Here is a 13,840-nt window from a genome sequence, read left to right on the forward strand (position 1 = left end):
TCCAAGTGCCTGTTCAAACAAACGCCGTTCCAGGGAGAAACCACAAGATGCGCAAATCACTGCTGGCGGGGGTTGCCTTCGCCGTCCTTCTCGCCGCCTCACCCACAATGGCGCAGGACGCCAAGCAGGGTGGCGCCATGATCGTCACCTATCAAAACGACGTGGCGACCCTAGATCCCGCCATCGGCTATGACTGGCAGAACTGGTCCATGATCAAGTCGCTCTTTGATGGCCTAATGGATTACGAGCCGGGCACTTCGACCCTGAGCCAGGGCCTCGCGGAAAGCTATGAACTGTCCCCGGACCAGCTGACCTATACCTTCAAGCTGCGCCCCGGTGTCAAATTCCACAACGGCCGCGACATGACCGCGGATGACGTGAAATACTCGTTCGAGCGCGTTACGAACCCGGCAACGCAAAGCCCGGGCGCCGGCTTCTTCGCCTCCATCGAGGGCTTTGATGCCATGGCGGCCGGCGAAGCGACCGAGCTTGCGGGCGTAACGGTGGTTGATCCGCTCACGGTCTCGGTCAAGCTCACCCGCCCCGATGCCACGTTCCTGCATGTCATGGCGCTCAACTTCGCCTCCATCGTCCCCAAGGAAGCCGTCGAGGAATGGGGCGCCGATTTCGCCACCCACCCCGTCGGCACCGGCGCCTTCAAGCTGGCGGAATGGACGCTGGGCCAGCGCCTCGTTTTCGAGCGCAACACCGATTACTGGGAGCCGGGTCTGCCCAAGCTCGACCAGATCACCTTCGAGGTCGGCGTCGAGCCCAGCGTCGCGCTGCTCCGCTTCCAGAACGGCGAGATCGACATGCCCGGCGACGGCATTCCGCCCGCCCAGTTCGTCCAGGTCAGCCAGAACCCCGATTATGAAGGCCTCATCGTTGAAGGCGGCCAGCTTCACACCGGCTATATCACCCTAAACGTCACCCAGCCGCCCTTTGACGACCTCAAGGTGCGCCAGGCCGTCAACATGGCGATCAACAAGGATCGCATTGTTCGTGTGATCAATGGCCGGGCCGTTCCCGCCAACCAGCCCCTGCCCCCGACCATGCCTGGCTATGCGCCGGACTATGAGGGCTATGCCTATGATCTGGAAGCGGCCAAGGCGCTGCTGGCCGAAGCCGGTCATCCCGATGGATTTGCCACAGAGCTCTTTGTCTACAACACCGATCCCAATCCGCGCATTGCCCAGGCCATCCAGCAGGATCTGGCCGCCATCGGCATCACGGCCGAGATCAGCTCCCTCGCCCAGGCCAATGTGATCGAAGCCGGCGGCAACGGCTCGGCCCCGATAATCTGGTCGGGCGGCATGGCCTGGATCGCCGACTTCCCCGATCCCTCCAACTTCTATGGCCCGATCCTGGGCTGCGCTGGCGCCGTTGAAGGCGGCTGGAACTGGTCCAAATACTGCAATGAGGACCTCGACGCCCAGGCCGTCGCCGCTGACTCCGTGACCGATCCGGCCAAGCAGGCCGAGCGCGAGCAGATGTGGCGTGACGTCTTTCTCGGCGTGATGGAGGACGCCCCCTGGGTGCCCATCTTCAACGAGCAGCGTTTCACCCTCCGCTCCGAACGCCTGGGCGGTCCCGACGCCATTTTCGTCGACCCCGTCCATATCCCCGTCCACTACGATCACGTGTTTGCCAAAGATGTGCAGTAACTGCGACTACACCATTCACCGCGCGCATCATCATTTCGGGTGGGATCGTTCGATCCCGCCCGTGCAAACGGTGGCGCCCGGTTCAACTGTTCTGTTCGAGTGCCATGACAGCGGCTCGGGTCATTTTACCGCCGACAGCACCGTGGCCGATGTCTCCACGCTTGACTTCTCGAAGGTCAATCCCGTCACCGGCCCCATCCTGGTCGATGGCGCCCAGCCCGGCGATGCGCTCAAGATCACCATTGATGGCTTCCAGCCCTCGGGCTTTGGCTGGACGGCCAATATCCCCGGATTTGGGCTCCTCGCCGATCAGTTCACCGATCCGGCGCTACTGCTCTGGAAGTATGATGCGGCATCCATGGCGCCCACCCTTTATTCCGACAAGGGCAAGGTGCCGCTCAAGGCGTTCCCGGGCACGATCGGGGTGGCGCCGGCCGAGGCGGGCACCCATTCGGTCGTGCCGCCGCGCCGCGTCGGTGGCAATCTCGACATCCGCGATCTCAGCACTGGCACCGTTCTCTACCTGCCGGTCGAGGTGGAAGGCGCGCTGTTCTCGGTGGGCGACACCCATGCCGCCCAGGGCGATGGCGAAGTTTGCGGCACCGCGATCGAGAGCCAGATGAACATCTCGCTCAAGTTCGAGCTGATCAAGGGCGCAAACCTAACCTTCCCGCGCTTCACGACGCCGGGCCCGGTCACCAACCATCTCGACATCAAGGGCTATGAGGTCACCACCGGCATCGGACCCGACTTGATGGCCGGGGCTCGTGCCGCCGTTGGCAACATGGTCGACCTGCTCGGCAAGCTGCACGGGATCAGCGCGGAAGACGCCTATATGCTCTGCTCGGTATGTGGGGATCTGCGCATTTCCGAGATCGTCGACATGCCCAACTGGGTCGTTTCCTTCTACTTCCCCAGGATCGTCTTTGAGTGACACCCTGCCCAGCCATCGTGGCAACCCGCACGCCCGCTCTCCCCTTCCCGGGGAGAGCCTAGCCATGGCCGCGCCGCTGCTCGCCCTGTCCGATCTGGTGATTGAAACCGCGGGGCCGCACCCGACGCGGCTGGTGGATGGGCTCTCGTTCACCCTCGAGCGCGGCAAGACCCTCTGCATTGCCGGGGAAAGCGGCTCGGGCAAGTCGCTGACGGCATTATCGCTGATGCGCCTGCTCGGCCCCGGCCTGCGAGTCAGCAGCGGCACCGCTCTCCTCGACGGCCAGGATCTGCTTAAACTAACACCTGAACAGATCCGGCAGGTCCGCGGCCGGCGCCTCGGCATGATCTTTCAGGAGCCCATGACCTCGCTCAACCCGATCCAGACGGTCGGGCAGCAGTTGGGCGAGGCCATAAATGCTCATCAGCGCCTGAGCGCCGCCGACACCGCCCGCCGGGCCCGCGAACTGCTCGACCAGGTGCAGATCCCCGAACCCGCCCGCCGGCTCAAGCAGCATCCGTTCGAGCTCTCCGGCGGCATGCGCCAGCGCGTGATGATCGCCATGGCGCTGGCCCAAAGCCCCGACCTCATCATCGCCGACGAGCCCACCACCGCCCTCGACGTCACTGTCCAGGCGCAAATCCTTGCCCTCTTGCGCAAGCTGCAGGCCGACACCGGCACGGCCATCATCCTCATCACCCACGATATGGGCGTGGTCGCCGAAATGGCAGACGACGTGCTGGTGATGCGCAAGGGCGTCATGGTGGAAAGCGGCACAGTGCGCCAGATGTTCTCGTCGCCCCAGGCGGACTATACCCGCGCCCTGCTTGCCGCCGTGCCGCGCCTTGGCGAGATGACCGGCACCACCGCCCCCAAGCGCGCCTCGGCTCCGGCGCCAGCTGAGAAAATGATTCAACCGGCTGGCAGAGTCGTTGAGGTAAAGGACCTAACCGTCCGCTTTGACATTCGTTCTGGCCTCTTTGGTCGCGCCGGGCAACGCGTCCACGCCGTTGAAGGCATCTCATTCGGGCTCGATGCGGGGGAAACCCTGTCCCTTGTCGGGGAAAGCGGTTGCGGCAAGTCCACCACCGGCAAGGCCTTGGCCAATCTCGTGCCCTTCCGCGGCGATGTCGTCGTCAATGGCTCCAATCTCAAAGGGCTGTCTGCTCGCGCGATGAAGCCGGTGCGCCGCGACATCCAGATGATCTTTCAGGATCCCTATGCCTCGCTCGATCCCCGCATGCGGGTCGGTGACCTCGTGATCGAGCCGCTCCATATCCATGGGTTGGCGCAAGGCAGCGAACTCCAGGACCGCGCCGCCGAGCTTTTTGACCAGGTCGGCCTGCCGCGCGACGCCCTGCGCCGCTATCCGCATGAATTTTCGGGCGGCCAGCGCCAGCGCATCTGCATTGCCCGCGCCCTGTCGCTGCAGCCCAAGGTGATCATTGCCGACGAAAGCGTTTCCGCGCTTGATGTTTCGGTGCAGGCGCAGGTGCTCGATCTGCTGCAGGATCTGCAAAGCCGGTTCGGCATCGCCTATCTTTTCATCTCGCACGACATGGCCGTCGTCGAGCAGATCAGCCACCGCGTTGCGGTGATGTATCTGGGCCGGTTCGTCGAGATCGGCACGCGGGCGCAGATCTTCGAGAACCCCCAGCACCCCTATACCAGGCGCCTGCTGTCGGCGGTGCCGATCCCCGACCCCGCCCGCGAGCGGCGGCTGTATCTGCCCTTTGGCGATCTGCCCAGTCCTGTCCGCCCCCTTGGCTACGAGCCGCCGCCGGTCAACTGGCGCGATCTGGGGCACGGCCATCTTGTTGCCGAGGAAGCGGCATGATCTGCCGGACTAGGCCAGCGCCTTGGACTTGATGCGGCTGAACTCGTCTTCCGAGATGACGCCCGCTTCGCGCAGGGCATGGGCGTCGGCAATTTCGGTGGCCGGCGAACGGCCAGCAACCGAGCGGATATAGTTCTCCGTCTCGTCGCTCATGCGCTGCAGGTCCTGGTTGCGGCGGCTCGTCATCCCGCTGCCGCGCACCACCAGGTAAACCAGCGCCGTCAGTACTGGAAAGATCAGCAGCGCGATGATCCAGACGGCCTTGGCAAAGCCGCTGAGGTCACGGTCCCGGAAGATATCGGCGATGATCTGGAACAGCACCATCAGGTACGAGATCAGGAAAAAGCTCCAGAGGATCAGCCACAGGAACTCCCAAAAATCGGAAGACATTTGCTACCTCGCAAACACTGGTTTGGTCTCTCACCATTCCATTGCCGGGCTCTAGCGTCTTGCTCCAAAGCTGATCGTGCCTATTGGCGCGTTAGTGGGAACAAGCAAAGAAGCGTCGATTTCTTCGATGCTACTGCGCCGCCTGTTCCGGCTGCGCCTCTTGCCCTGGCAAGCAGAACGCCGCGAGGGAACGCTGCATGACGTTGCGATCCAGGCCCTCCCCGATCACGACAATCCGGGTTCGCCTGACACCATCGGGCCAGTCGGGCAGATGCAGCGGCTTGTGGATGAGGTGCTGCACGCCATGGACGACAACCGGCGTTTCCGCCCCCTCGATGTCGATCAGCCCCTTGAGCCGCAGGATCTTGCGCCCATGGCTATGGATCAACATGGAGAGCCACAGGGCGAACCGCGGCCAGGCGATCGCCTGATCGGCTTCCAGCACAAAGGTGCCGATAGTGCCGTGCTGGCTCGCCGCGTGTCCGTGATCCTGCCCTCCATCAACGCCGAGCCAGGGCGCTACAGCTGCCACCCGGCTGGCGGGGTCGTTGAGCGTATCGAGCAGCAAAGCTTGAGCTGGCTCCCCCATCTCGTCGAGCACCATGACATTGGCGGCCCCATTGATACGGGCCAACTGCTGCCGCAGAACCGTCAATGCCGCCGCGTCCGCCAGGTCACCCTTGCTGATGATGATATGGTCCGCTACCGCCACCTGGCGCCGGGACTCCGCAAAGCCCGCAAGGTTGGCCGCCCCATTGGGCACATCCACCACGGTTATGACATTGCCCAGCCGCAGATGATATTTCAGCATCAGGTCGGCGCTGAGCGTCGCGATGATCGGCGCAGGATCGGCCAGTCCCGTGGTCTCGATCACGAGCCGGCTGAACGGCGGGATCTCCCCCCGCCGCACCCGCTCGAACAAGGACAAGATCGTGTTCTTGAGATCGACCCGGATAGTGCAACAGATGCAGCCGCTTTTGAGCAGCACCACACCATCATCAACCGACTGCACCAGCAGATGATCGATCCCCACTGCGCCGAACTCGTTGATGATGACGGCGGTGTCGGCCAGCGCCGGTTGCGCCAGCAGCCGGTTGAGCAGCGACGTCTTCCCTGCCCCCAGAAAGCCAGTGATGAGATTGGCGACCACCGGCTCCCGAACGCCGCTCATCGGCCCCTCGCCTCTAGTTGCGCCAGCACCGCCGGGTCGAGCGGATCGCAGGGCCGCCCGATCAACTTCTCCGCCTCTACCCAGACGGCGCCGAGATTGTCGACCACCGCCATCTTGCCGGTTCGGCTGCGCAGCGTATAGCGCCCCGCCCAGCTCTCGAGCTTGAGGCCGAACAGTGCCAGCACGTCGTTGGCCGCCACCGCCCGCAGGTGCCGATCCGCTGCGGGCCGGGTTGCACCCGAGGCTTCACCGGGCCCGCTGGTCCAGTGGTCGGCATGATTGAGAACGCCGCATAACCCGCACATGCCGCCTCTCCTTTTTCCCGCCGATCAGGATTGCGGCCGCGCCGTGCCGCTCTTGGGGTAGCGCTGGGCGAAATCGGCCGCAATCTCCTCCATGGGCACGAACTTCACGCCCTCAAAGCCCTTCATGTAGTTGAACAACCGCTCATGCATCTTGAGCACATGCGGCTTGCCCGACACATCGGGATGGATGGTCAGCGGAAACACCGCATAATCATAGTTCTCGTAGACCCAGTCGAACTGGTCGCGCCACATCTCCTCGATATCGCGCGGGTTCACAAAGCCATGGCTGTTGGGCGAAGCCTTGATGAACATCATGGGCGGCAGGTCGTCCAGATACCAGGAGGCCGGGATCTCGATGAGGTCGGTCTCTTCGCCTTGCGTATAGGGCTTCATCCAGGTCGAGGGATGCTGGGAATAGTCGATCTTGGTCCACTGGTCCCCAACCGTCACATAATAGGGGTGGTGGTCGTTGTGCATCAGGGAGTGGTCGTAAAGAATGCCCTTCTGTTTGAGCAGCTCGTTGGTTTTGGAGCCGAACTCCCACCACGGCGCCACATAACCGCGGGGCGGCTTGCCCGTCAGTTCGGTGATGAGAGCGACGCATTTGTCGAAGATCGCTTCCTCCTGCTCGGGGGTCATGGCGATGGGGTTCTCATGGCTATAGCCATGCATGCCCACTTCATGGCCCGCATCGGCCACGGCCTTCATCTCCGCCCGGAAGGACTCGATGGAGTGGCCGGGAATGAACCAGGTGGTCTTGATGCCCCATTTCTCGAACATGCGCAGCAGGCGGGGTGCCCCGACATGACCGGCAAAGGCGCCGCGCGAAATATCGCAAGGGCTATCTTCGCCGCCATACGAGCCGAGCCAACCTGCAACGGCATCCACGTCGATCCCATAGGAAACGAAGATTTCCTTAGCCATGTCCTATCCTTCCCAGATGCAGTTCCAAGTGCTTCAACGGTCCAGTTGGGATTGAGTATACAGGCCAGTCTTTCCGGGGAAACAGCAAGATCGCTATGAAATCGGGCAAAGCGTCACAAAGTGTAGGCTTTGGCAGCCGGCAAACATTAATGCCCGGCCAGTGACAACGGTGTATATGTTGGCTCGGCTATTTGGTGCGGAGAAGTGTTTGCCCGATGAGTGCGGTTTGCTTGATCACCACCGGAGGCACGATCGCCTCGCGCCGCAACGAGACCACCGGTAGTGTAAACGCAAGCATTGGTGCCGCCGATTTGCGCGCCACCCTGCGTGATCCGCTCGACGGCATAGATCTGCAGGTCGACGAATTTTGCAATGTCGGCAGCTACGCCTTTGATCTTCCGCTCGCCTTAGCGCTCGCCCAGCGCATCAATGAGCGCTTGGCCGACCCGGCCTGTGACGGCGTTGTCGTGACCCACGGCACCGACACGATGGAAGAAAGCGCTTACATGGCCGACCTGCTGCTCGCCTCGGACAAGCCGGTAGTGTTCACCGGCGCCCAGCGCGCGGCCGACCAGCCCGACACCGATGGTCCACGCAACATCGCCGACGCCGTCCGGCTTGCCGCTTCACGGACTGCCCGGGGTCTTGGCGCCACCATCTGCTTTGAGGGGGAATTCCACGCCGCGCGGGACGTCACCAAGACCCACACTTCACGCGTTGACACTTTCATGTCGGGCGAACATGGCAAGCTGGGCGAAGTCGATGGTCAACACGTCGTGGTGCAACGGCGGCCAACGCTGCGCCGCTCCTATGCACCCACTTCGGTTGAGCCCGATATTGAGCTGATCAAGCTCACCATGGGGGCGACAGACCGATATATCCGCTATGCCGCCGACAGTGGTTGCAAGGCCATCATCCTCGAAGGCTTTGGTGTCGGCAATGCGACCCCCGCCATCGCCCAGGCCGCCGCGCAGATCGTTGCAGGAGGAACACCGGTGATCCTTACCTCGCGGTGTCCCCGCGGACGGGTGAAGCCGGTTTACGGCAATGGCGGGGGCAAGGATTTGTTTGATGCCGGCGTGATCTTTGCAGGCGACCTCAACGGCGTCAAAGCCCGCATCCTCGCCTCGGTCCTGCTCGGCGCCGGAGCAGACGTCGATCTGCGCACCGAGATGGAGTTCCTCGGCGGCTAGCTGGGACGCACGGGTGCCGGACCGGTGTGATCCCGGGCGCTCGTGATCCGCTCCGCTTGACGCATCGCATCACCGGTACGAGCGCCGGCAGACTCGCCCGCCAATGCAACTAACTGATGGCGGGCACCGTAGCTCTGCAAGCCTCGTGTGATCTCAGGTCGGGGCTTTCCGTCCAGGTTGCGCCTGCCTAATTCGCCGCCGCAGAACGATGTGGTAACGCATTGGACTTCCAATATCAGTTGAGACCATAAATGGCTGCCCCGACCCCAGCAGACAAGCCTGATCGCAAGCGCCGCTGGTCCTGGTGGCAGGTGCTCCTCGTCGTCGCGGTGCTCGCAGTTGGCCTCTATGCGGCTCTCGCGCGTCCCTGGGAGCCAAAGCCCGCCCCAGTCGCGGTAGAAAACCTCGCCATGGGGCCGTTCTCCCAGGTGCTCGCCGTCAATGGGCGTGTCGTGGCGCGCGAAACGGTCACCGTGCGCTCGGCAGTGTCTGCCTTGGCGGTTGAGGTTCTGGCCAGCGAAGGCGATCTGGTGGCGGCCGGCGATGTCTTGGTGCAACTCGAGACCAGCCAGCCCCAAACCCTTGTGGGCCAGGCGCAGGCGGCGCTTGATGCGGGGATGGTCAGCCAGGCCCAAGCCAAAGCCAATGCAGATCGGGCGATTGCCTTGGGCGAAAATGCCACCCGCTCGGCCCGGGAGGACGCCGAACTGGCGCTTTCGGCCGCGACCAATGAGGTCGCCCGCCTGCAGGCCGCGCTGGAACAGGCGCAAAGTCAGCTCAAGCAATACACGATCGTGGCGCCGCTAACGGGCACGGTGCTGGATCGCAATGTGGATCGGGGCCAATTGGTTGATCCGCAAACCGAGCTGTTCATCATCGCCGATATCGCCGACTTGCAGGTCGAAACCGATATCGACGAGCTCTACTCCTCTCGGATCAGAAGCGGGCTCAAGGCACTGCTCAAACCCGTCGGCGATACCGTGCCCCAGCATGGCAGTGTCGTTTTTGCCTCCCCAACCGTTGACCCGGCGACCGGCGGCCGTCCAATCAAGCTCGCATTCGACCAACCGGTGGAGTTGCCGGTGGGCCTGACCATCAACGCCAATATCATCGTGTCGGAAACCGATGCCGCCCTGACCGTTCCCCGCGGCGCCATTGTGACCGAAGGCACCGACAGCCATGTGCTGGTGTTGGAAGATGGCGTCGCAATGGTGCGCCCGATCGAGTTTTCCGATTGGCCTGCCCAACGGGTCATCGTCACCGCCGGTCTCGATGAAGGGGATCAGGTGATCCTCGACCCCACTGCGGTGCAACCCGGTCAAAGCGTAATCGCGGAGTAGTGCGATGCTTTATGGCCTCAAGATCGCCCTGCGCTACCTGACGGCCAGCAAGGCGCAAACCAGCCTCTTGATTGCCGGCGTTGCGGTCGGGGTCTTTGTCTTCATTTTCATGAGCGCCCTGATTGGCGGGCTCGCTGTCTTTCTGGTGCAGCGCACTGTCGGTGACATCGCCCATGTCACCATCGAAGCGCCCGACAGGAACCCGGCCGTGCTGGTTCCCGAGGTCGCCGGGCCATTGGTGGTGGAGCAGCGTGCCACCAGCCAGCGCGCGCAATTGCGCACCGCCGACGCGTTCCTGCCCACCATCGAGGCTATGCCCGGCATCACCGCGACATCCCAACAGATCGTAGGCAACGGCTTCCTTGTGCGCGGCCTCGTCACCGCTCCTGTCAGCGTGGTCGGGGTCGAAGCCAACAAGGTTTCGGCAATTGCCGATATCGGGGGCGCGCTGATCGAGGGCAGCACCGATCTGACCAATACTGGCATCATCATCGGCAGCATGCTGGCCGATGATCTCGGCATCGGCATCGGCCAGGTGGTGCGGCTTGAATCCGAGCGCGGCGTCGAGCGGCCGCTGGTGATCAGCGGTATTTTCGAGCTGGGCGTCGAAAGCCTCGATCGCCGAACAGCCATTGTTGGCCTTTCCACCGCCCGGACCCTCTTTGCGCTGCCGCAAGGGGTATCACGCATCGAAATCAAGCTCGACGATCTCAACCAGGCCAATGCCTATGCTGCCCGGATCGCCGCTGAAACGGGCCTAAAGGCGACCCCTTGGACGCAAGGCAATGCTCAATTGCTCGACGGGCTTCGGGCGCAATCCAGTTCGGGCAATCTCATCAAGGCTTTCGCCTTGATCACCATCGTTATTGGCGTGGCCAGCGCACTGCTGCTCTCGACTTATCGGCGCCGGCCCGAGATCGGCATCATGCGGGCGATGGGTGCCAGCCGAGGTTTCGTCATCTTCGTCTTCGTCACCCAGGGCGCGCTGATCGGCATACTGGGCGGTTTAATTGGAGCGGGGCTTGGCTATGCCGTGCTGTCGCCCTTCCCCGTGCCTGAACTCGCGCCTCCCGGCGGTTTGCCGGTGGATGTGCGCCAGGGTGCCTATGGCCTTGCGATTGCCCTGACCGCCATTGGCGCCATCGTCGCTTCGATCCTGCCAGCCCGCGCCGCCGCCCGGGTCGATCCCGTCTCGGTGATCGGCCAATGAGTGCGCTCTTGCAAGTTCGGGATCTGGTCAAGACGTATGGCGAAGGCGAGGCCGCAACCCGGGTGCTCAAGGGTGTCAATTTGCAACTGGAAACCGGCGAGTTGTCGGCGCTGCTCGGCCCATCCGGCTCCGGCAAGAGCACGCTCCTCACCATCCTTGGCACCCTGATGCAGCCCACTTCCGGGCAACACGAAATGCTCGGTGAGGATCTCACCAGCGCCGGCGATCGGGACCTCACCGAGTTCCGCAATCGCCATATAGGTTTTGTCTTCCAGTTCCACCATCTGCTGCCCGATTTCACCGCGCTCGAGAACGTCATCTTCCCCGCGGCCGTGCATGCCGGGCGCGAAACGGCCGCTGCGCGTCAGCGCGGCCGTGAACTCCTTGTCCGTGTCGGCCTGGAAAGCCGCATGGATTTTCTCGCGACCAAGCTCTCGGGCGGGCAAAAGCAGCGGGTCGCCATCGCCCGCGCCCTCATGAACCAGCCCGAACTGGTTTTGGCCGATGAACCCACCGGCAATCTCGACCGGGAATCCGCCATGCAGGTCATGGAGTTGATCCGCGAAATCAACGAAAAGGAGCAGACCACCTTCCTGATTTCCACCCATGACGAAAACATCGCCGAGCTCTGCAAGCGGCGCATCCGCGTGTTGGACGGACGAGTGGAATAGCCGCCGGTTGGCTCAAACTTGAATCGAGCTTCTCGCCAATCACGCCGCTGATTACCCGCACACCATAAGTGTCTATTGAGCCCAGTAGGGAAGACTCCGTTCGATCTCGGCTGCCTGCTTGCCAACAAATAGACCCGGAGCATAATTAGCCGCACGACTGGCAGAACCGGATAACTGCTCGTGACCGGTGGCGCGTCCGAACCGGTATGGTGCCGCCCCCCGGTTCACCATCGATCAACGGGTGGCTCCTTACCTGGATCGGCACCAATGCCATGGACCCGCTTGCCAAGCTGAAATTGTATCTCGTTTCGTCGGATCCCGGGCATGTGGGACTTCGCATGGGCGTGCGCGTCATGCTGACCGTCGCTGCAGTCTGCCTCGCCCTTTTCGTTTTGGGTCGCTGGGTCCCCATGAACGCGCCCTCCTATGTGCTTGGCATGATCACGGCGATCCAGGGGGCCGCCCAAATCAATGATCCCACAATTGGGGAACGTGCCGTAACCCGGGTCTATGCTGCGCTGGGCGGTTTCATCGCCATTGCCGGCATATCGCTGGTCGAGAGCTCCTTGGTTCTGGTCGACCTCTGGCTCCTGATCGTCATCTTCGTTGCCACCTATTCGCGCCGCTTTGGTCCCCGCTGGCAGGCGGTTGGCGTGTTTACCTTCATGTGCGGGGTGGTCGGCGCATTCCTGAGGGCTCCGGAACGCGATCTGGTGGAGATCGCCCTTGCCCTGCTTGTTTCCGGCGTGGTTGCGCATCTCGTGCGCAACTATGTCGTGCCGGAAAGGCCATCGCGTGACTTCCGCCGCGTCGTTGCTGGTACCCTTTCGCTATCTCAGCAGCTGCGGCAGCTAATCGGGGCGGTCAGCGCTACACAGAAGGACATGCGCTGGAACGATGCCCTGCTGATCGCGGGTTGGCTGCGCAGCGACATTCGCATGTGCCAGAACTACTTGCCCTTGAAGATGGAAGGGCCCCACTCCGAGCGGAACTCGGACATCGTGCTGCGGCTGTTGGATTTGCAGCTGGCGACCGAGACGGCGCTGGACGCCTCCTCGGCCAGCGCCTTGCGCCGACCGGAAGCGGATTTGGGGAGTGTCAAGCGCGAGCTGGACGAGATGCAGGAGGCCGAGCGGCGGTTGCAGGACGCCGTTGCCCAGTTGCCGGCCTCCTTCCCCCAGGGCGCGAGTTCGGTTCCGCGCATGCCCCCGGCCAAACCGCTGCCGGCCCGGGGCGAATGGCTCAACGACCCGCAGTTTCGCCTCGCCATCCAGGTGACGCTAGCCTGTGCGATCGCCATGGTCGGCGGACGAATAATCTCCTCGGACCGCTGGTTCTGGGCAGTCATGGCCGCATTCCTGATCTTCATGAACACCCAGTCGGCGGGCGCCGTGGCAGTCCGGGGCATCAGCCGGGCCATGGGCACTCTCGCCGGCATAGTTCTGGGTATCGGCCTCGCTACGCTCGTCCGTGGCGATCTCTACCTGACCATTCCCCTGGTCGGCATCTCCATTTTCGGTGCGTTCTATCTGGCGCGGATCTCCTATGTGGGGATGAACATCTGCATCAACGTGGCGATTTCGCTCATCTACGGCCTGGTGGGCATCTTCAGGCCCGAACTCCTCGTTCTTCGTTTGGAAGAAACTGCGATCGGCGCGGCTGCGGGGATTTTTGCGGCGCTGGCTGTGCTGCCGGTCCGAACGGCCAGTACGGCGGATCGAGCGATGAACCGCCTTTATCTGTCCCTCAAGCAGCTCACGGCGGCGATCATCAACATAGGGGCGGACCAGCAAAATCAGTCCATGACCGCCGCCGCCGGCGCCGTCGACAAAGCCTTCGCCGATGTGGTGAAAGCCTATGATCCCATGCGCAGTTTCTGGGCCATGGGCACGGCTGAAGCCAAGACCCACAATCCTTTGAGGCGAGCCTATCTTCTCGCGCATGCGGCGCATCTGCTCGAGCACAGCTTCCGCCAAACCCGACCCACTGACACAGAACTCCAGGAGCTTGCGGCGATACAGGACCGCTTGGCGATCATTGCGGGCGAAGGCACCGCCGCCGATCTGCCCGCCTCGGCCGCTGACGATAGCCTCAAGGAGCACGAGACCGAGCTCGCCATTGCTGACGAGCCAGTCAGGTATGCCCTCGAGATCATGTCCGAGATCCTGCGCCAGGTCGAAGCTGGCGAGTGATAAGGTCCG

Annotated in this window: 12 protein-coding genes; 8 read left to right on the forward strand and 4 right to left on the reverse strand. The window is 63.0% G+C overall.

Going from position 1 to position 13,840, the window contains the following annotated elements:
* The first annotated feature begins 47 nt into the window (after window positions 1–47).
* From AC3YMN_RS10365 to AC3YMN_RS10375, 3 genes are all read left to right on the forward strand, one after another.
* Window positions 48–1,664, forward strand: coding sequence for an ABC transporter substrate-binding protein (locus tag AC3YMN_RS10365; protein ID WP_489889956.1), 1,617 nt, complete (start codon window positions 48–50; stop codon window positions 1,662–1,664).
* Window positions 1,654–2,598, forward strand: coding sequence for an acetamidase/formamidase family protein (locus AC3YMN_RS10370; RefSeq protein ID WP_489889957.1), 945 nt, complete (start codon window positions 1,654–1,656; stop codon window positions 2,596–2,598). Before AC3YMN_RS10365 ends, AC3YMN_RS10370 begins: the two co-directional genes overlap by 11 nt.
* 64 nt (window positions 2,599–2,662) lie before the next feature.
* Window positions 2,663–4,435 (forward strand): ABC transporter ATP-binding protein, encoded by a 1,773-nt coding sequence (locus AC3YMN_RS10375; RefSeq protein WP_489889958.1) that lies wholly within the window; start codon window positions 2,663–2,665, stop codon window positions 4,433–4,435.
* A gap of 9 nt (window positions 4,436–4,444) precedes the next feature.
* On the opposite strand, the gene AC3YMN_RS10380 is transcribed toward AC3YMN_RS10375, so the two are convergent.
* The 4 genes from AC3YMN_RS10380 to AC3YMN_RS10395 form a co-directional block, all read right to left on the reverse strand.
* Complete coding sequence (locus AC3YMN_RS10380) at window positions 4,445–4,825, reverse strand: PLDc N-terminal domain-containing protein (protein WP_489889959.1); 381 nt, start codon at window positions 4,823–4,825, stop codon at window positions 4,445–4,447.
* 130 nt (window positions 4,826–4,955) lie between these two features.
* On the reverse strand, window positions 4,956–5,996 hold the full coding sequence (locus AC3YMN_RS10385) for a CobW family GTP-binding protein (RefSeq protein WP_489889960.1): 1,041 nt from the start codon (window positions 5,994–5,996) through the stop codon (window positions 4,956–4,958).
* Window positions 5,993–6,301: a hypothetical protein gene (locus AC3YMN_RS10390; RefSeq protein ID WP_127752992.1), complete on the reverse strand. Its 309-nt coding sequence runs from the start codon at window positions 6,299–6,301 to the stop codon at window positions 5,993–5,995. Before AC3YMN_RS10390 ends, AC3YMN_RS10385 begins: the two co-directional genes overlap by 4 nt.
* Before the next feature lie 24 nt (window positions 6,302–6,325).
* Window positions 6,326–7,225 carry a polysaccharide deacetylase family protein gene (locus AC3YMN_RS10395; protein WP_127752991.1) on the reverse strand — a complete coding sequence of 300 codons (900 nt, stop codon included), beginning with the start codon at window positions 7,223–7,225 and terminating at the stop codon, window positions 6,326–6,328.
* A 230-nt stretch (window positions 7,226–7,455) separates the two neighbouring features.
* Between AC3YMN_RS10395 and AC3YMN_RS10400 the strand changes: the two genes are divergently transcribed.
* The 5 genes from AC3YMN_RS10400 (at window position 7,456) to AC3YMN_RS10420 (ending at window position 13,831) form a co-directional block, all read left to right on the forward strand.
* Complete coding sequence (locus AC3YMN_RS10400) at window positions 7,456–8,418, forward strand: asparaginase (protein ID WP_489889961.1); 963 nt, start codon at window positions 7,456–7,458, stop codon at window positions 8,416–8,418.
* A gap of 251 nt (window positions 8,419–8,669) precedes the next feature.
* Window positions 8,670–9,758: an efflux RND transporter periplasmic adaptor subunit gene (locus tag AC3YMN_RS10405; RefSeq protein WP_489889962.1), complete on the forward strand. Its 1,089-nt coding sequence runs from the start codon at window positions 8,670–8,672 to the stop codon at window positions 9,756–9,758.
* Between the two features lie 4 nt (window positions 9,759–9,762).
* Complete coding sequence (locus tag AC3YMN_RS10410) at window positions 9,763–10,968, forward strand: ABC transporter permease (protein WP_489889963.1); 1,206 nt, start codon at window positions 9,763–9,765, stop codon at window positions 10,966–10,968.
* On the forward strand, window positions 10,965–11,639 hold the full coding sequence (locus tag AC3YMN_RS10415) for an ABC transporter ATP-binding protein (RefSeq protein WP_489889964.1): 675 nt from the start codon (window positions 10,965–10,967) through the stop codon (window positions 11,637–11,639). Before AC3YMN_RS10410 ends, AC3YMN_RS10415 begins: the two co-directional genes overlap by 4 nt.
* A gap of 206 nt (window positions 11,640–11,845) precedes the next feature.
* Window positions 11,846–13,831, forward strand: a complete 1,986-nt coding sequence (locus tag AC3YMN_RS10420) for an FUSC family protein (protein ID WP_489889965.1) — start codon at window positions 11,846–11,848, stop codon at window positions 13,829–13,831.
* Window positions 13,832–13,840 lie beyond the last annotated feature (9 nt).

Source organism: Devosia sp. Z11_6, from assembly GCF_058133665.1.

What these genes read in the sequence shown, in the direction of transcription:
- AC3YMN_RS10365 (WP_489889956.1), top strand. Translation starts at nt 48, where the DNA reads ATGCGCAAATCACTGCTGGCGGGGGTTGCCTTCGCCGTCCTTCTCGCC.
- AC3YMN_RS10370 (WP_489889957.1), top strand. Translation starts at nt 1,654, where the DNA reads ATGTGCAGTAACTGCGACTACACCATTCACCGCGCGCATCATCATTTC.
- AC3YMN_RS10375 (WP_489889958.1), top strand. Translation starts at nt 2,663, where the DNA reads ATGGCCGCGCCGCTGCTCGCCCTGTCCGATCTGGTGATTGAAACCGCG.
- AC3YMN_RS10380 (WP_489889959.1), bottom strand. Translation starts at nt 4,825, where the DNA reads ATGTCTTCCGATTTTTGGGAGTTCCTGTGGCTGATCCTCTGGAGCTTT.
- AC3YMN_RS10385 (WP_489889960.1), bottom strand. Translation starts at nt 5,996, where the DNA reads ATGAGCGGCGTTCGGGAGCCGGTGGTCGCCAATCTCATCACTGGCTTT.
- AC3YMN_RS10390 (WP_127752992.1), bottom strand. Translation starts at nt 6,301, where the DNA reads ATGTGCGGGTTATGCGGCGTTCTCAATCATGCCGACCACTGGACCAGC.
- AC3YMN_RS10395 (WP_127752991.1), bottom strand. Translation starts at nt 7,225, where the DNA reads ATGGCTAAGGAAATCTTCGTTTCCTATGGGATCGACGTGGATGCCGTT.
- AC3YMN_RS10405 (WP_489889962.1), top strand. Translation starts at nt 8,670, where the DNA reads ATGGCTGCCCCGACCCCAGCAGACAAGCCTGATCGCAAGCGCCGCTGG.
- AC3YMN_RS10410 (WP_489889963.1), top strand. Translation starts at nt 9,763, where the DNA reads ATGCTTTATGGCCTCAAGATCGCCCTGCGCTACCTGACGGCCAGCAAG.
- AC3YMN_RS10415 (WP_489889964.1), top strand. Translation starts at nt 10,965, where the DNA reads ATGAGTGCGCTCTTGCAAGTTCGGGATCTGGTCAAGACGTATGGCGAA.
- AC3YMN_RS10420 (WP_489889965.1), top strand. Translation starts at nt 11,846, where the DNA reads ATGGTGCCGCCCCCCGGTTCACCATCGATCAACGGGTGGCTCCTTACC.